Here is a 17,272-nt window from a genome sequence, read left to right on the forward strand (position 1 = left end):
ATTGATACAGGCTTTTATCTATCGGTAACTTAATTGTCTCTAAATATATTTAACTTTAGTGTCCTTCTTTTTTAAAATTTAAATTCTATCCCGTTTTCTATATAGATTGTGTTTTGTATTCCGGTTTGGTCTACCACATATTCAAATACATTTTTTGCTGTACTTCTGATCATCTCGCTCAAACCTAAGTTGTCAAACACGCGTGCATAGCAGCGGATTATCAACGTATCATTTTCTTTTAACAGATGATAATAGACGGTTTCTTTCTGTATTTTCGAAAAACAGTGGATAAATAGATATTCCTCTGTTGGTTCGATTCCTTTTATCAAAAGTTCTTTTTGAACTATTCGTATTATTTCCGCGATTTGTTTCTCTGATAAATTTATTCTCATACAAGCTCACCATCATATTATTTATTTATCAATCATTTATTATTATACGAAAAAATGAGATTACCTGTTACAAAAGAAATGGATTTCTGCAACGCTCTAAACGCGTGCTTTTGTTATATAAGGTTTTGCAATGATCTTCTACAACCGGGCCTGATAATGGAATAAGGCTTCTGACTAAACAGGTGCTTATTACGGCAATCCCTTTTTTGTTCCGCTAAAGGAGCGGGATTTAAGGGAAACGATAGCAGAAATCTTGAATTAGAAATTCATCAATTGTCCACACAATGATTATGCGTTGGGTCCAACTAAGCACCAGCATTTTTGAGTGAGTATATAATTTGTAATTTTTGCTAAATATCTTTATCCTAGGTTACACAGCTATTACTTAAAGTTAGCTGGTAAAAATAAACTAAGAAACAATCAGGAGGAAAGCATAATGGGACATACGATGATCAGTAAGCTTTTTGAACCTGTAACCATAGGAGCCTGGAAGTTGCGAACAAGATCAGCCATGGCACCAATGACCCGCTGTTTTGCTGATGTTCAAACAGGTGTTGTTGGGGAAGATGTCGTGGAATATTACCGTCGACGTGCAGCGGACAGAATTGGTCTGATTATTACTGAAGGCATCGTCATTAGCCCTCGCGCAAAAGGTAATCCTGGCGTTCCGGGGCTGTATACTCAAGAACAAATTAATACGTGGAAAAAGGTAACAAAAGCGGTACACCGAGAAGGCGGAACGATTATCGCACAAATTTGGCATGTTGGAAGAGCAAGTCATCATGAGATTGCTGGCAATCTACCACCACAAGCACCATCAGCTATACGAGCGGAAGGAAAAGTATCACGATTTGGAAAACCTTTTGATATACCTGAAGAAATGAGTATCGACGATATTAAAGAAGTCATTGGCCAATATGCACAAGCAGCAATAAATGCGATTGAAGCAGGTTTTGACGGAGTTGAAGTGCACGGTGCCCATGGATATTTAATTGATCAATTTAATTCAGATGTTTCCAATCACCGGACAGATAGATACGGAGGAGATCTTGCAGGTAGACTAACATTTATGAAAGAAGTCTTAAAAGAAGTTATTGATGCAGTGGGGGCTAATCGTACACTTATTCGATTTTCAGCGTTAAAAATTGATCAGCCGGATTACATGTGGGAAGATCCGGAAGAAGCTATTCAAACTTTTATTGAAGCTTTCAAAGAGGTGGGTATGACAATGATTCATCCGTCCACCATGGAATTTACCAAAACAATAGCTGATGGAAAAACAATGCATCAGCTCGTCCGTAAATATTGGGATGGAGTTATTGTCGGAGTCGGAGATTTAAATGCTGAAACAGCTGAACAAGCAATAGCAGAAGGAACTATTGATATCGCTGCTTTTGGACGTCCGTTACTTGCCAATCCAGATTTTCTTCATCGAGTGGAAAAAGGAGAAGAAATTATTTCCTATGATCCGAAAACTCATCTGAAAGAATTAATTTAGTCCTTGGTTTCTTAAAAGCGGAAGTCTCACAAATCATGAGCCAGGCCCTGTATTTCGGTAAAGGGAGAAACGGGAATAATGGTTATTTACGAGAGGCTTCGAATAATTCTTAAAATTTCTAAAATTAACTTTGGATATGTTATGCTCATAAATAAGATTATTCGTATAGGAAATGAGGTATATATAATTAGTTTTGTTAATCCTGTTGAGCAGCTTACAAGTGAGGTTAAAGAATATCGTAAAGCTGAGCATTCTGTTAATCCCTTATTTTTAAATCGTTGGTCCCCTCGTGCCTATTCCGACCAAAAGATTTCTGATGAAGATTTGTATAGTCTTCTTGAAGCAGCACATTGGGCTCCTTCATCCTTCAATGATCAGCCTTGGCGCTTTATTGTAGCTAAAACAGAATCACAATTGAAAACCTTTCATGAATTCTTAAATCCTTTTAATCGAGCTTGGGCAGAAAAGGCTCCAGTTCTTGTCCTAGTAGCATCAAGTAAAAAGAGAGATAATGGTGATCCAAATGGTGCACATACGTTTGATGCTGGCACAGCTTGGGGTCACTTAGCCATTCAGGCTACTTTACTGGGACTTAGCACACATGCGATTGGGGGATTCGATAAAGAAAAAGCCCGTAGCTTGCTGAATGTTTCAGATGATTTTGATCTTCATGCGGTTATTACTATTGGCTATCGTGGTGAAAAAGAAATCCTCCATGCGAATTTGCAAGAGCGTGAGAATCCGAGCACCAGAAAACCATTAAAAGAAGTTATTTTTGAAGGAACAGTAAATCCGTAAATTGTAAACTTAAATATAATAATAGCAAATATAAGGTTTATACTTATTCCATTATAAGGCGCGTTTATTTAGGAACGTGTCTTTTTTCATATTTTGGGCCGATTGTGTAACAACACCTTTAAAGAATATTGTATACCTATCTTTAGAGTTAAGAAAAGATGTGAAGGTTTGTACTTAAACTAAAGGGGTTTTAGTGCAAGAAGGTTTTTTGATGACTATTGGAGAATATTATAAATGCCTTGTTAGATGTAGTAACTGAAGGAAAATAATATGAACCAAAAAGAATTTGAATCGGTCATTAAACAACCACCCAATATAAGATAAGAGTATTTTATTAAAAAAGTCGCGGATTATGAGGAAGTCTGGGGCTTATATGACGATGGTTGGGCAACAGCACAGGATGATGATGGAAATATGTTGATTCCTTTCTTTCCTAAAAAGGAATTTGCAGAATACTGTGCCGTTAATGAGTGGAAAAAATTCAAAGCTGAACCGATTGATTTATATGAGTTGATCAACGAATGGCTTGTTGGTATGAAGAAAGATAGAGTTAAACCATCCATTTTCCCAACAAATGCGGATTCAGTAATCGTTGAGATAGATGTGTTGCTAAGGGACTTAAATAATGAGTTAGAGAATTATTGAAGTTAAAACTTCAGATAGATTGCTTCTATGAACAAGATTGTGAAAAAATGTACTCAGTTTAGTAGTGCATTTCTTCACAAAATTATTGATAAAGTCTATCCCTAAAATAATAAACAAATCAAATTAATCGACTCAATGCGTTTGTAACTAAATAGTCGTCTGCTGTTTTTCCGAGGTCGAAACCGTTTGTATTAATAATCATCATCTTGGTCGCTTTAACATGTAAATCAAGTCCACCAAAATGAGCGAGTTCCTGGTCATCAACCCCTTCGCCAGTTATTTTTAAATTATTTACGTCTATACTGTCAAATTTGATAAAAACACCTTTGAAGCCGTAAAAACGGGCTTTTTTCACGAAAGTTTTATTGACAATTGGCGCTATTCGGTAATACTATATACTAGTAGTCAGTAACGCTGAATATCAGTAGCACAAAATACCCGTGTTACAGAGTACTGAAAAAATATAAGTAAAATATAAACGGAGGTAAAAAGTTGGAAAATATCACGGAAATGCTGAAAGGGGTGCTTGAGGGGTGTGTGCTTGAAATCATCAGCCGTGGCGAAACTTACGGCTATGAAATCACGCATCAGCTGCGAGAACTTGGCTTCACTGATGTGGTTGAGGGCACAGTTTATACGATTACCATGCGGCTTGAGAAAAACAATCTGGTGAACATCGAGAAAAAGCCATCCACTATGGGACCGCCGAGAAAATTTTACACACTCAACGCAGCAGGTCAAGAGCAGCTTGAAATTTTTTGGAGAAAATGGAATTTCGTCTCAAGTAAAATTAACGAACTCAAAACGAATAAAATCAAAAGGAGAGAAGTAAAATGAATATTTTTGAAAAAATTATCGGAAGTCTGGATGACAAGCGCGAATGGAGGGCGATGGAGGCACGTGGGAAGGCACTTCCAAGTGAGTACCGCAACGCTTACAAAGCTATGCAAAAATATATGTGGACTGCTGGTGGTGGTCCTACCGACTGGAAGGACAGCAGCCGTATCTTTAATGGCATTCTCGACCTTTTCGAGGAAGGTGCAGCGGAAGGCAAGAAAGTCACTGACCTTACGGGCGAGGACGTGGCTGCTTTCTGCGACGACCTAGTGAAGGATGAGCAAACTTGGAAGGATAAGTATCGCAAGAAGTTGAACGATAACATTGGTCGTGGCTAACGGAGAAATCCTAGTGGATTTTAGCCTAACATTGACACCAGCGGCGCAAACTACCATTGGGTACGAATTGGCTTCCTTTGCCGACGAACTGTGGCAAACGCTAAAACCTATGTTGACAAGTATCGTGAAGATTTGAATCAGAGTATCATGAAGTGATTGGGAAAAAAGTAAATTCAATAGATGATCCCTACTGAATAGATGGTTACAAATGTAATGTGTCACCTTCACTATTCAGTTATATTTTTAACTCAGTAGTAAGTAATACAAAATATCAGTCAGACTAAGTAGAGAAGTATAGGCAATCTAGCACCATGCTGCGCTATTAATGAGGAATAAAGTATGAGCAATACAGCGATTTCTGTAAAAGGGTTAAAAAAATCTTTTAAAGATAAGGAAGTCTTAAAGGGGGTGGATTTTGAGGTACGGCATAGCGAAATATTCGCACTGCTGGGTTCAAATGGAGCGGGCAAGACGACGACGGTGAACATCCTTTCGACGCTGATGAAGCTAGATGGCGGTGAAGTAGGTATTTGCGGCTTTTGACATCCAGCGTCAACCAGATCATGTTCGCCAGAGTATCAGCCTGACAGGGCAGTTCGCAGCATTAGACGGCATGCTCACCGGGAGGGAAAACCTGATGATGATCGCCAAGTTGCGGGGAGTTTCCAATCCCGCTCAAGTCGCCGACAATCTGCTTACAAGATTCACCCTGACCGATGCGGCCAACTGCCGGGCAGACAAGTATTCCGGAGGGATGAAGCGCCGGCTTGACATCGCCATGATCCTGATCGGGACGCCAGCAGTCATATTTCTCGAAGAACCGACCACAGGGCTTGACCCCGAAGCGAGGATTGAAGTCTGGAATACTGTCAAGCAGCTTGCAAGCGGCGGCACGACCATCTTGCTGACGACCCAGTACCTAGAGGAAGCCGAACAGCTGGCGGACCGTATCGCTATCCTGCATGGCGGAAAGATCATCACGACCGGTACCCTTACCGAACTCAAAGAGATGTTCCCGCCAGCGAAAGTAGAGTACATCGAGAAGCAGCCGACATTGGAGGAAATTTTCCTCGCGATCATCGGCAAAAAGGAGGAGATGTAAATGAAAAGCAAAACAGGGGTATTACTAGGGCGTTTAATGCGCAACATCTTGCGCAGCCCGGATACAATTATCACGGTGGCGATTACGCCGATTATGATGATGCTGCTGTTTGTCTACGTATTTGGCGGCGCCATCGAGACAGGCACAGAAAACTACGTCAATTATTTATTGCCAGGAATCTTGCTGATGGCGATTGTATCCGGCGTCGCTTACATTTCCTTGCGGCTGTTTACGGATGTAAAGAGCGGGCTGATGGCGCGTTTCATTACCATACCCATCAAGCGCTCATCGGTATTGTGGGCTCACGTGTTGACTTCACTTTTTTCCAATGCCTTACTGTCGTGGTGGTTATCCTCGTGGCGCTCTTGATGGGCTTCCGTTCCAGCGCTGATATCCTGGATTGGCTCGCGGTAGCTGGGATACTCGGGTTATTTACGCTGGCTCTGACATGGCTTGCGGTCATTCCCGAATTGAGAGCGGGGTCTATGGAAGGGGTGACAGCCTAATCGTACCCGCTGATTTTTCTGCCGTTTATCAGTTCTGCCTTTGTCCCTACCGAAACCATGCCTAAAATTGTCCGTGCATTTGCTGAGAACCAGCCCGTGACTTCAATCGTGAATGCGATACGTCCCTCTTGTATGAAGGGTTTGTTGGCAACGATATCTGGATCGCGCTTGTCTGGTGCGTCGGCATCATGGTCATTGCTTACTTCTCCGCAAGTAAACAATTTAAACGCCAGTTAGGCTAAGTACACCATCGATCCGGTGTCTTGTGGTAACTATATCTTCCGTGCTTTAATTATTTGTCATGTTCACAGGGTAACTATTGTCGATTAACGCCTTCATGTTATTCAACAATCGGGTGCAATTCTGAAATAAGAATTGTGCTTTTATTTTTTTATTGGACGATTTAATGCAATAGGACTATAAACAAAATGGACATAAAAAAGTTTTATTAGTGTAAGATTGTGAAGAGATGTACTTTAACTAAAGGGTGCAAGAGTTCAACAGCCAGCTGCCAATATGGTGGCTTTTTCTTTTTGTGCTAAACCAGCTAATAGTTTGTAAATAATTACCAGTAAAAAGTGTATGCCAAATAACCTTCCGTTTGCTTCATTTTGGAAGGCTTTGTCTTATTTAGTTAGATATAGGTTTTAATCTATATCTTGGAAAGTTGTTCTATTCTTTAAAAGGGGAAATGACCAATGTAAGAGCTTATTTACACATTCAATAACAGCTACTATTATTGTGTTAATTAATTTAATACAAAACGGTCACATACCAACATCAAATCTTCTGAAAATTAAAGTCCTATAATTACTAATGTATAAAGCTTGATCCTTTTGTTCTTTTTATTCGTAATATTCGTATTATATTAATGAATATACGAATTTGAGGTGGATGAATGAGAGCGATTGTGTATACAACATACGGTCCCCCCGACGTTCTTCAATTGAAAGAGGTAGAAAAACCTATTCCTAAAGATAATGAAATTTTGGTAAAAGTGAAAGCGACCACCGTCACAGTTGCAGATATTCGTTCAAGGAGTTTTACTGTTCCTTCCGTTTTTTGGCTGCCCGCTCGAATCACACTTGGTTTCAGACAACCGAAAAAAGAGATATTAGGGATGGAGTTAGCTGGAGAAGTTGAGTCAGTTGGGAAAAATGTTAAAAAGTATAAAGAAGGTGACCAAGTTTATGCAGCATCTCTTGAAGGCTTTGGTGCTTATGCCGAATATAAATGTCTACATGAAGATGGTCCGGTATCGATTAAACCTTCCAATATAACGTATGCAGAAGCAGCTGCCATTCCAATTGGAGCTCGCACTGCATTGTATTTTCTTAGAAAAGCTAATATTCAGAGCGGCCAAAAGGTTTTCATTTATGGTGCTTCAGGAAGTGTGGGAACTTATGCCGTTCAGCTTGCCAAGTATTTCGGTGCCAATGTTACAGGGGTATGCAGTACGACGAATTTGGAATTGGTTAAATCTTTGGGAGCGGACAAGGTCATTGATTATACAGCAGAAGATTTTTCTAGCACAGATGAGACTTATGATGTGATCTTTGAAGCCGTTAACAAGAGTTCCTTTTCGGCATGTATGAAATTGTTGAAGAAGGACGGTACCTATATAAATATCACAGAACCACTGCCAAGTGTTCGAATGTTATGGACTCAATTGACAAGCGGCAAGAAAATATTATTGAGTCGAAATTCACCTGAGACTTCAGAAGCACTAAACTTCCTTAAGGAACTTGTTGAGGCGGGGAAATTAAAGGTGGTCATTGATAGGTCTTATGAGTTTAAAGAGATTGTAGAGGCACATAGATATGTTGAGAAAGGGCATAAGAAAGGAAATGTTGTCATACATGTGGAAAAAAATAGGCCATGAAGTCAAACTAGCAAAGGGAAGGGGGAAGTTTCTTCAATCAAGTACCTTGAAAAGAAATTCTTTCGTTAGGAATTGTTGTTTTTACTTTATTTTCTGAAGAACTATTAGATTTATGCGAATCCTCAAAAGTTGAATCTCCCTATCCAAATAAAGGACGGTAACGGATGTTTATAAAATCATTCGTCCGTTCTTTTTCTTTGCTTATGGACGAAACTATTGCGTTGTCAGATATCCAATAAAATAGATTGACGGGGTTTTTTTGGATATTTTGTGGATTCTGGCATTTCCCAGGGTTATTTAGTAGAAGATACTACTATTAAATGCGGAAAGTTTGAATGTTACTAAAGTATACAATATACTTTAATTAAGTAACATTGAAGGGGTAATGATTAGCGTTGGAAACAGTGGATGCACTTAGAGACTTAGAACAGATAAATTCCTTAAAACAGTACCTTAAAGAACATTCGTACAGGGATTACTTATTGTTTGTTTTTGGAATCAATACAGGTCTTAAAATATCTGAACTACTTTTGATTAAAGTAAAGGATCTTTCTAATAGCAATGGAGAAATTAAGGATTTTTATCATTACTCTGAAATGGAGAGCGAAAGGAGGAAGTCTGTATTTTTAAACAAAAAAGTGAAAGAAGCTGTTAAGTCTTACATAAACCACGTCAACATAGAAGAACAGATTTATTTATTCCAATCTCGTAAGTTTAAACAACCGATTACTCGACAACAGGCCTATCGAATTATCCATGATGCAGCTGTTAAGGTAGGCATTGAAGGGAAGATAGGAACAAATTCTTTGGCAAAGACCTTTGGATTTCATGCGTTTAAACAAGGAGTCTCTATTGCACTTTTACAAAAACACTTTAACCATTCTACACCAGCGGAGACACTAAAATTTTTAGGAATAAAAAAAGAAGAATTGATAACCACTCAGATAGATGTAAATTTATAATTTTGATAATTATTCGTGCACAATATAAAAAATTTGAAGCGAGGAATTTATGAATAAGACGAAAATGAATAAGCCTAATAAACTTAAATTTATTTTACGAGGCTTAATCGTAATTATTGGTGGATTTATAGCCGCATATGGACTAGAAACGGTACTAATCCCAAACAACGTATCTGATGGGGGAGTGACGGGTCTTAGTATCGTAGGATCAGAACTATTTGATTTACCATTAGGAGTTCTAATTGCAATTATAAATATTCCCTTTATCTGGTTAGGATATCAACAAATTGGAAAAAGTTTTGCATTTTATTCCATTATCGGAATAGCTTCACTAGCTTTTGGTACAAGCCTTTTGCACCATACCCCAGCCATTATTGAAGGGGATACTTTGTTGGTTACAGTTGTTGGTGGTATTATCCTTGGTTTAGGGATGGGTCTAGCCCTGCGAAATGGCGGTGCATTAGATGGCATTGATATGCTTGCCGTGCTACTATCTCGAAAATTACCGTTTGGGACAAGTGATTTAATTCTTTTCTTAAACATATTTGTATTTATTTTTGTTTCAATTGTATTTGGTCTGCAAGGAGCGATTCTTTCGGCAATTGCTTACTATATTGCTTCTAAAGTTATTCACATTGTTGAAGAAGGTCTAAGCGGCTCTAAAACCTTTCAAATTATCACAACTCAACCCGAATTAATGGTAGAGGCAATCCGTGATCGCTTAGGTCGAAGTGCAACATATAAAGATGCATATGGCGGTTTTTCCAATGAAAAGTTTAAAGAAATCACATGTGTTATTAACCGCTTAGAAGAAACCAAATTAAAGGAAATCATAAATGAAATGGACGAAACTGCGTTTGTTACCGTATATGACGTAGCAGAGGTTAAGGGCGGTAATTTCAGAAAGCATAATATTCATTAGGAGAGAAAGTTCCATTGCTCTTTAGGAAAATAAGCTGCCATTTGGACGGCTGTTTTTTGTCTGAAAGTTACGACGATTGAATGAAACGACTAACAGTTCAGGTTACTGAAGAAGGATTCGATTATTAACGTTGCATTCGGTATTTACCCAATATTTCCTATTACATACCTATGGCATACGTCCAAAGCATTAAAAGACAGGCCATTACCTAGGACAACTTCCCGCCGTGATACATATACATGCAGTGTAAATATTTATTAAAGGGGAGATTTTTAATGGGTAAGGACATCAAGCAGTATTTTACAAATAAAGTAATCAAGGTTGACAGAGACGGCCCAGAATCGAGAATTGGGAAGTTACTAGATGCTGGTGACGATTATTTCGCAGTTCTCACTGAAGACGATGGGGTCGTTTATTACCACACTCGTCACATTAAGAGTTTCACAGAAAATAGGAATATGCAGTTGGAATTCGACGTTAAAGTTCCTAAGGATTTTGAATTTAAAAAGGCTGAAAATTTCAAAGAACTGCTTGAATCATTGAGTTATGTTTGGGTGAGAATCAATCGTGGAGGTCCTGAAACGGTTGAGGGGATACTCATTGAGGTAAAAGACGATTTTGTTTATATCGTCTCAAATGACGAAGTCGTGCGCATTACCATTTTCCACATTAAAAATGTGAGTTATGGACCAAAAATTAAAAAGGCTAAAACCGAAGATCATAAGTCAAAAGAACCTAAATCACTAAAACCTAAAGCACCAAAACCTAAAGCACCAAAACCTAAATCACTACAACCTGAATCATTTCAACATGAATCACTACCATATGAATCAGAATCATTTGAATCATTACAATATGAATCACTACCATTTGAGTCATTACAAGATGAATCACTACCATTTGAATCATTGACATATGAATCACTACTACATGATTCACAATCATATCAATCACTAGAACATGATTCACAACCAAATGTAGGTAAGCAAAATTTTGAAGATGATTTATCAGTTCTTTTATCCTCAATGGAAAAGTTTTTGCGAAATCATTCTAAAGGCATTTAAGATTAAGTTTTTTATATTCCTCACGTAGCGGGTTCATAGAGTAGTAGAATGAGTAGATACTGTCAAGAAACGCAAGATAGAGTCTACTCATTTAATTAGAATATCCTACCAGCCCATTGTTTAACGAATAGGGATAGTGTCATTAAATCATAAAAAATAATCCACCCTTCCAGTTGAGGCTCAGGTGGATTATTTCCTATTTGTTTACTATTCCTCTTCTTTTTCTTTTTACTAGCATTAAATAAGTTAGAATGGAACCACACCCGGTACAAGCCATAACAACGCCCATCGGAATGGCCGTATGTCCTCCACCAATTCCAACAAGTGGAGAGACAATTCCACCAAGTGCAAATGACGTAACACCCAACAAAGCAGACGCACTTCCTGCATTTTTTCCTTGTGTTTGCATCGCCAGAGAAAAACCTGATGTATTCACTATTCCTACACTTGATACAACAAAAAATAATGGAATCAATAAAAAGACTAATGTTGCCTGTAAAAATATAAGAATGAGTAATATAATGGCTCCTAAAGCTGCCATTCCTAATCCAAATTTAAACATCGTTGACTCAGGAATTTTTCCTGCCAATCTTCCCGTGATCTGACTACAAATCATAATCCCAATGGCGTTTACAGCGAAAATTAAACTAAACGTTTGAGGTGAGGCCTCGTAAATATCCTGTATGACAAAAGGAGAACCTGAAATATATGAAAACAAACATGCTGTAACTAATCCTTGTGCTAAAGCATATCCCATAAAGGTGCGATTCGTGATCAGTTTTGAAAAAGCATGAAATGTATTCTTGATACCACCAACCGTACGCTGTTTTTCCTGAAGCGTTTCTGGTAAGCCAAAAAGAACTACGAAAAACATCACGATACCGATGGCACTTAACACAATAAATACACCTTGCCAAGGGACTACTTTAAGCAGCTGCCCGCCTAGAACAGGAGCAAGAATAGGGGCCAGGCCGTTAATCAATGCGAGCAGTGAAAAAAACTTGGTTAATTCGCTTCCTGAATATAAGTCTCGGACAATCGCTCTCGAGATTACTACTCCTGCTGATCCAGCAAACCCCTGTATGAAACGCAAGATAATCAATCCCCAGATTGAAGGGCTAAATACGCATAAAAGGGACACGATAAAGTAGGCCATTAAGCCAATTAAAAGAGGTTTGCGGCGTCCAGTTACATCGCTAATTGGTCCTGTTAGTAATTGCCCCGATGCTAAACCGAGTACAAAAAACGTAATCGTAAGTTGTACAAAAGAGGCATTGGTATGAAAATCTTTAGCAATATTGGGTAGTGCTGGTAAATACATATCCATGGATAAAGGACCAAATGCTGCGAGTATACCAAGTATAATCGCCATCGATAACCGTTTGGAGCGTGAGAGTACCTTCTGATCATATGGCTTGTGTAGTGGATCCTCCATAAAGTAAATCATCCTTTCATAAACATAAAATTTCCTCTTTTCGAAAAATTGTAACATCTTATATGTTAACAGATTTTTATTGACGAAGTAATCAAATGATAATTTATAAAATGGCTACTACTATTCTTTTAGAATTAAGAAGGTAAGAAACTTAATATTAATGATTTTTATGTAAATTATTTGTAATTTATTTACTGAGACATTTCATGAGTACACGAAATAGTTTTGATAATTTAAATAATAAATAAGAAGGGGTTAATTTTTTTGTTCAATTTATGGACGATGGGCAATTCGTGTCACTACACTATCCGTAGGTGCAGAGAGCAAATCAATTGTTTATTTCAATAAAATAAGTATTATTGTAAAAGTAGTTCACATCTAGGAGGTCCATCGATGGAAAAAAATTCGAGAACAAGAACTGTTTTATTACTAATGTTTCTTGTTACTGTGTGGGGAGTCAATTGGCCATTATCAAAAATGGCACTTAACTATACTCCGCCATTATTGTTTGCTGGATTAAGAACTTTTCTAGGCGGGCTTATCTTGCTCATTTTTGCATTACCAAGATATAAGCAACTCCGTTTAAAAGAAAACTGGCATTTTTACGTCGTTTCTGCTGTATTAAACATTATAATGTTTTACGGTCTGCAAACAGTTGGGCTGGGCTTTATGCCTGCTGGACTATTTTCCGCTATTGTCTTCATTGAGCCCGTATTACTTGGGATTTTTTGTTGGATTTGGTTGGGAGAATCAATGTATGGATTAAAGATCATTGGTTTAATTCTCGGTTTTGTGGGTGTTGCCGTCATAAGCTCTGGGGGTTTTACCGGTGATATTTCAGCAATTGGCATTCTTCTTGCCTTAGGTTCTGCCATTGGGTGGGGATTAGGGACCGTTTTTGTAAAGAAAACTGGAAATCGCGTTGATTCCTTATGGATGGTTACCCTTCAACTGATTATCGGCGGAATATTTTTATCGTGTGTGGGTTCGAGCTTTGAAAGCTGGTCTAGTATCGAATGGAGATTACCATTTATATCAAACTTGCTTTTTATCTCAATCTTTGTCATTGCTTTTGGATGGCTTGCTTTCTTTACACTTGTTGGTTCGGGAGAAGCTAGTAAAGTTGGTTCGTATACCTTTCTTATTCCTCTAATTGCAATTATATGTAGTTCTTTTCTTTTACATGAATCTATTACGATTAATCTGGTCATAGGACTTTTATTCATTGTTTTTAGCATCTGTCTTGTAAATATGAAAACTAAAACCCAAAAAGTAAAGGCACAGATCGATTTATAGATAAATTGATAGAAAGAATAGTTAATTTTGGTCGATTAAATTATAAATAGTCATATAAGCAGCCATTTGGTGGCTTTTTGTGCGACGGTCAGTCGGGGAGAAGTGTTAACTCAGTTAACACTCTTTTTTTCTTTATCTGACAAAGACAGCCCCCTCCATACCCAATGCATGAGTCCAAAGTATTAAAAGACAGGCCATTACCTAGGACAACTTCCTGCCGTGATACATATACATGCAGTGTAAATATTTATTAAAGGGGAGATTTTAATGGGTAAGGACATCAAGCAGTATTTTACAAATAAAGTAATCAAAGTTGACAGAGACGGCCCAGAATCGAGAATTGGGAAGTTACTAGATGCTGGTGACGATTATTTCGCAGTTCTCACTGAAGACGATGGGGTCGTTTATTACCACACTCGTCATATTAAGAGTTTCACAGAAAATATGAAAATACCGTGGGAATTCGACGTTAAAGTTCCTAAAGATTTTGAATTTAAAAAGGCTGAAAATTTCAAAGAACTGCTTGAATCATTGAATTATCTTTGGGTAAGAATTAATCGTGGAGGTCCTGACACGGTTGAGGGGATACTCATTGAAGTAAAAGACGATTTTGTTTATATCGTCACTAATGATGAAGTCGTGCGCATTACCATTTTCCACATTAAAAATGTGAGTTATGGACCAAATATTGAAAAGGCTAAAACCGAAGATCATAAGTCAAGAGAACCTAAATCACTAAAACCTAAATCACTACAACATGAATCACTACCTTTTGAATCACAACCATTTGAATCAACCCCATTTGAATCATTACAATATGAATCACTACCATATGAATCACCTCAAAGATTAAACGATGAGAGTAAAAATAAATACAATAAGACCAATCTGGTAGGTAGGCAAAATTTTGATGAGGATTTATCTGTTCTGTTGTCCTCAATGGAGAAGTTTTTACGAAATTATTCTAAAGGCATCTAACGTTAAGTTTTTAAAGCGGGTCCGCAGAGTAGTTCTAATTTAATTAATGTGGTGTAGACCAAAATTGATATATTAATATTTAATGTCGCTACTCACTGTGGACCTTTTTTCTAATTTGACAATCCATTTATAGTATCCTAACAATATCATGAGAAGAATTGGGTTTATGACTAACGAATGCCATAACGTCCACCAACCGTAATGAAAATACCCCCATGGAGCTGGAAGTAACGCGATCACCTCATAAAGTAATAAAACAATCTCCCATCCAGTGATATATAGGATTTTTTTCATAAACGTCTTTTTATAAGGGAAGTAATTTAAAAAAACAATATTTACTGGTGGCACTAGAAAAAGTGCAAGAGCTGCCTGCCAATCAATATTTTTTGAGAAATACCAATACCCATGGTATTTAAAATCAACAAAAACATCAAAGACGGTTTGAAATGCAATTGTAAATACCCAAATATGGTGCATGAGGTTTAGAGAAATCCTCTTTTTAATTTTTAGGGCTATTAGATTAAAAATAACAGTTGCGATGATAAGACCAACCATAAAAGCACCCTTCTACACAGTATTATGTATGAGTCATTCTAACCAATATATTTTATAAAAAGACCTATTAACATGCAAAAGGTCTCGATTTAAGTTACTATAATATAAAAAAGCCTGAAACCATTGGTTTGGCTTCAAGCTTTCTTAATCCAATTGAACCTTATACATTCACACCTTAAAGTATCACAAATATGATGAATAGTGCTGCCAACACAATTCGGTAGTAGGCAAAAACAGTTAAACCGATTTTTTCTATCAATTTAAGGAACACGATTGCAACTAACATTGCTACAATAAAAGCAGTGATAAACCCGATTGAGAACATTGGGATGTCGCTAGTATGTAAAAAATCTATACTTTTAATGAAATCCAAGCCTGTGGCTCCCACCATAATAGGAAGAGCAATCAAAAAGGAAAACTCAGCTGCCGTTTTGTGATTTGCACCAGCTAGTAACCCACCTGACATAGTTGATCCTGCACGTGAAAAACCTGGGATTACAGCTAAACATTGAAATAATCCAATGGTGAAAGCTTGTTTATAACTTAATTCATCCACTGTGTTAGAAGTAAAATTTCGATGTTTTTTTTCTGCATATAACATTAATATGGCACCAGCTATAAGGCTGACTACTACTACCTTGGGTGAAAAAAGTTGATTTTTTATGAAGTCATGTAGAATTAATCCTACTAATGCAGCAGGTATAACCCCCAATATAATGTGAATGACGTCTAATTTCTTTTCTGATTTTCCAATTGTGCTGAAATTTAAAAGTGACAGGTATCTTTTCCAATATAATACTAAGATGGCTAGCATAGAACCAAGCTGGATGATTACCTCAAAGGTATTTGCCTTTTGTCCTTTAAAGCCCAATAAGCTGCCTACTAAAATCAAGTGACCTGTAGAAGAAACAGGCAAAAATTCAGTTAACCCTTCTACAATTCCCAAAATAAACGCTATGATATGTTCGTTCATGTTTTTCCTTCTTCCCTTAATTTGTTGTTATTTACTTGCATTTATCTATTTTTTTGACAAAAAAATCTATTTTCTGTCTAAGGAAGTATAGTATTAGATGCGTAATATTTCAAGTTTTAAAAATAAAATATACAATCGCTTAACATTCATCAAAGCAGCTTTTTCTTTTCTAAGGGGGTGCTATTTCAATCGGGACTTTTGGACTACCAAAATTTACAGCTATCTTCCAAGTCGAAGAGATGATATATTTCTCTTGTAAGGTTCTTAACCGAACTTACACGATGGTTTTACTACAGAGAAGTACTCAAGAGGCTGAAGAGGCGCCCCTGCTAAGGGTGTAGGTCGGGTAACCGGCGCGAGGGTTCAAATCCCTTCTTCTCTGCCATTATATTATGGGAATGTCTTGGTATCGACAGGGATAGTTTGAGCTTATATTGCGAGTCGAGGGATTCGGCCTCGTTAAAACGATAAAGCCTAATAACTGGCAAACAAAACAATAACTTCGCTTTCGCTGCTTAATAACAGACGATAGTGGTTCCTCCTTCCATCGTCCATGTGGTAAGGTAAGGGACTCATCTTAAGTGGACTACGCCGAATTCCACCGTCTGAGGATGACGGAAGAGAATAACCAGACTAGCTACTTCCATGCCTGTCAGTAGGCTAAAGAAGTAAGTGAAATGAATTTTACTGACTACACTCGTAGAGGTATAAGTGGCAATATCTTTGCACACGGGTTCAACTCCCGTCATTTCCACTCATAACTTACCATTTTTCCGCAGTAGCTCAGTGGTAGAGCTATCGGCTGTTAACCGATCGGTCGTAGGTTCGAGTCCTACCTGCGGAGTCATAACTCAACAAGGACACTAGGAACAGGTCAGGGCGGGAACGCAGCAGCCATAACTAGTAAAATTGTGTGGGTTATTACATAGGACAAAAAGGAAAAAGCGCAGAACTCACAGTGAGTTTTGCGCTTTTTTGTTTTATTCCATGTTTTTCTGGTTGTTTTGTTTTGTATTTTTGTTTATATTTTCTACAATTTGTTAATATCGATGCGTTTCTTGTTAATAACCAATCAAATGAACATATTCA

At 37.7% G+C, this 17,272-nt stretch carries 14 protein-coding genes, 2 tRNA genes, 2 other RNA genes and 4 pseudogenes; 18 read left to right on the forward strand and 4 right to left on the reverse strand.

Features of this window, described 5'->3' with window-relative positions:
* Window positions 1–71: 71 nt before the first annotated feature.
* Window positions 72–392: a hypothetical protein gene (locus tag COD92_RS03185; protein WP_098533458.1), complete on the reverse strand. Its 321-nt coding sequence runs from the start codon at window positions 390–392 to the stop codon at window positions 72–74.
* 454 nt (window positions 393–846) lie between these two features.
* On the opposite strand from COD92_RS03185, the pseudogene COD92_RS03190 reads away from it, so the two are divergent.
* From COD92_RS03190 to COD92_RS31765, 12 genes and pseudogenes are all read left to right on the forward strand, one after another.
* Window positions 847–1,890: pseudogene (locus tag COD92_RS03190) on the forward strand (alkene reductase); the annotation flags it as partial.
* Between the two features lie 78 nt (window positions 1,891–1,968).
* Window positions 1,969–2,688 (forward strand): nitroreductase family protein, encoded by a 720-nt coding sequence (locus tag COD92_RS03195; RefSeq protein WP_480254285.1) that lies wholly within the window; start codon window positions 1,969–1,971, stop codon window positions 2,686–2,688.
* A gap of 333 nt (window positions 2,689–3,021) precedes the next feature.
* Entirely contained in the window at window positions 3,022–3,333 is a 312-nt protein-coding gene (locus COD92_RS03200; RefSeq protein WP_255286849.1) for a DUF2750 domain-containing protein, read from the forward strand.
* A 492-nt stretch (window positions 3,334–3,825) separates the two neighbouring features.
* Complete coding sequence (locus COD92_RS03210; RefSeq protein ID WP_098533452.1) at window positions 3,826–4,170, forward strand: PadR family transcriptional regulator; 345 nt, start codon at window positions 3,826–3,828, stop codon at window positions 4,168–4,170.
* Window positions 4,167–4,508 carry a DUF1048 domain-containing protein gene (locus COD92_RS03215; protein WP_098533450.1) on the forward strand — a complete coding sequence of 114 codons (342 nt, stop codon included), beginning with the start codon at window positions 4,167–4,169 and terminating at the stop codon, window positions 4,506–4,508. The genes COD92_RS03210 and COD92_RS03215 overlap by 4 nt, the downstream gene beginning before the upstream one ends.
* A gap of 58 nt (window positions 4,509–4,566) precedes the next feature.
* Window positions 4,567–4,664: pseudogene (locus COD92_RS31480) on the forward strand (DUF1048 domain-containing protein); the annotation flags it as partial.
* A 183-nt stretch (window positions 4,665–4,847) separates the two neighbouring features.
* A pseudogene (locus COD92_RS03220) lies at window positions 4,848–5,610 on the forward strand (ABC transporter ATP-binding protein).
* A pseudogene (locus tag COD92_RS03225) lies at window positions 5,611–6,358 on the forward strand (ABC transporter permease).
* Between the two features lie 656 nt (window positions 6,359–7,014).
* Window positions 7,015–7,998, forward strand: coding sequence for an NAD(P)-dependent alcohol dehydrogenase (locus COD92_RS03230; protein ID WP_098533448.1), 984 nt, complete (start codon window positions 7,015–7,017; stop codon window positions 7,996–7,998).
* Window positions 7,999–8,393: 395 nt separating this feature from the next.
* Window positions 8,394–8,960, forward strand: coding sequence for a tyrosine-type recombinase/integrase (locus tag COD92_RS03235; RefSeq protein ID WP_098533446.1), 567 nt, complete (start codon window positions 8,394–8,396; stop codon window positions 8,958–8,960).
* Between the two features lie 49 nt (window positions 8,961–9,009).
* Window positions 9,010–9,882 (forward strand): YitT family protein, encoded by an 873-nt coding sequence (locus COD92_RS03240; protein ID WP_098995899.1) that lies wholly within the window; start codon window positions 9,010–9,012, stop codon window positions 9,880–9,882.
* Window positions 9,883–10,157: 275 nt separating this feature from the next.
* Window positions 10,158–10,946 carry a hypothetical protein gene (locus COD92_RS31765; RefSeq protein WP_176541460.1) on the forward strand — a complete coding sequence of 263 codons (789 nt, stop codon included), beginning with the start codon at window positions 10,158–10,160 and terminating at the stop codon, window positions 10,944–10,946.
* A gap of 196 nt (window positions 10,947–11,142) precedes the next feature.
* Here the strand turns inward: COD92_RS31765 and COD92_RS03250 are convergent, their stop codons facing one another.
* Window positions 11,143–12,381, reverse strand: coding sequence for a multidrug effflux MFS transporter (locus COD92_RS03250; RefSeq protein WP_098533444.1), 1,239 nt, complete (start codon window positions 12,379–12,381; stop codon window positions 11,143–11,145).
* Between the two features lie 393 nt (window positions 12,382–12,774).
* On the opposite strand from COD92_RS03250, the gene COD92_RS03255 reads away from it, so the two are divergent.
* Both COD92_RS03255 and COD92_RS31770 read left to right on the forward strand, forming a co-directional pair.
* On the forward strand, window positions 12,775–13,677 hold the full coding sequence (locus COD92_RS03255; protein WP_098533442.1) for a DMT family transporter: 903 nt from the start codon (window positions 12,775–12,777) through the stop codon (window positions 13,675–13,677).
* 267 nt (window positions 13,678–13,944) lie between these two features.
* Window positions 13,945–14,655: a hypothetical protein gene (locus tag COD92_RS31770; protein WP_176541459.1), complete on the forward strand. Its 711-nt coding sequence runs from the start codon at window positions 13,945–13,947 to the stop codon at window positions 14,653–14,655.
* A gap of 72 nt (window positions 14,656–14,727) precedes the next feature.
* Here the strand turns inward: COD92_RS31770 and COD92_RS03265 are convergent, their stop codons facing one another.
* On the reverse strand, window positions 14,728–15,210 hold the full coding sequence (locus COD92_RS03265; protein ID WP_098533441.1) for a hypothetical protein: 483 nt from the start codon (window positions 15,208–15,210) through the stop codon (window positions 14,728–14,730).
* Between the two features lie 175 nt (window positions 15,211–15,385).
* Window positions 15,386–16,183 (reverse strand): undecaprenyl-diphosphate phosphatase, encoded by a 798-nt coding sequence (gene bacA / locus COD92_RS03270; protein WP_098533439.1) that lies wholly within the window; start codon window positions 16,181–16,183, stop codon window positions 15,386–15,388.
* A gap of 294 nt (window positions 16,184–16,477) precedes the next feature.
* On the opposite strand from bacA, the gene COD92_RS03275 reads away from it, so the two are divergent.
* The 4 genes from COD92_RS03275 (at window position 16,478) to ffs (ending at window position 17,111) form a co-directional block, all read left to right on the forward strand.
* A tRNA-Ser gene (locus COD92_RS03275) sits at window positions 16,478–16,568 on the forward strand.
* Window positions 16,569–16,577: 9 nt separating this feature from the next.
* Window positions 16,578–16,940, forward strand: a transfer-messenger RNA (tmRNA) gene (gene ssrA / locus COD92_RS03280).
* 15 nt (window positions 16,941–16,955) lie between these two features.
* A tRNA-Asn gene (locus COD92_RS03285) sits at window positions 16,956–17,027 on the forward strand.
* Window positions 17,027–17,111, forward strand: an RNA gene (ffs, locus tag COD92_RS03290) — signal recognition particle sRNA small type. Before COD92_RS03285 ends, ffs begins: the two co-directional genes overlap by 1 nt.
* Window positions 17,112–17,272: the final 161 nt, after the last annotated feature.

The organism is Bacillus sp. AFS037270, from assembly GCF_002585305.1.

Bases quoted from the DNA above. Each gene is read 5' to 3' on its own strand.
- COD92_RS03185 (WP_098533458.1), bottom strand. From the start codon at position 392: ATGAGAATAAATTTATCAGAGAAACAAATCGCGGAAATAATACGAATA.
- COD92_RS03195 (WP_480254285.1), top strand. From the start codon at position 1,969: ATGGTTATTTACGAGAGGCTTCGAATAATTCTTAAAATTTCTAAAATT.
- COD92_RS03215 (WP_098533450.1), top strand. From the start codon at position 4,167: ATGAATATTTTTGAAAAAATTATCGGAAGTCTGGATGACAAGCGCGAA.
- COD92_RS03230 (WP_098533448.1), top strand. From the start codon at position 7,015: ATGAGAGCGATTGTGTATACAACATACGGTCCCCCCGACGTTCTTCAA.
- COD92_RS03240 (WP_098995899.1), top strand. From the start codon at position 9,010: ATGAATAAGACGAAAATGAATAAGCCTAATAAACTTAAATTTATTTTA.
- COD92_RS31765 (WP_176541460.1), top strand. From the start codon at position 10,158: ATGGGTAAGGACATCAAGCAGTATTTTACAAATAAAGTAATCAAGGTT.
- COD92_RS03250 (WP_098533444.1), bottom strand. From the start codon at position 12,381: ATGGAGGATCCACTACACAAGCCATATGATCAGAAGGTACTCTCACGC.
- COD92_RS03255 (WP_098533442.1), top strand. From the start codon at position 12,775: ATGGAAAAAAATTCGAGAACAAGAACTGTTTTATTACTAATGTTTCTT.
- COD92_RS31770 (WP_176541459.1), top strand. From the start codon at position 13,945: ATGGGTAAGGACATCAAGCAGTATTTTACAAATAAAGTAATCAAAGTT.
- COD92_RS03265 (WP_098533441.1), bottom strand. From the start codon at position 15,210: ATGGTTGGTCTTATCATCGCAACTGTTATTTTTAATCTAATAGCCCTA.
- bacA (WP_098533439.1), bottom strand. From the start codon at position 16,183: ATGAACGAACATATCATAGCGTTTATTTTGGGAATTGTAGAAGGGTTA.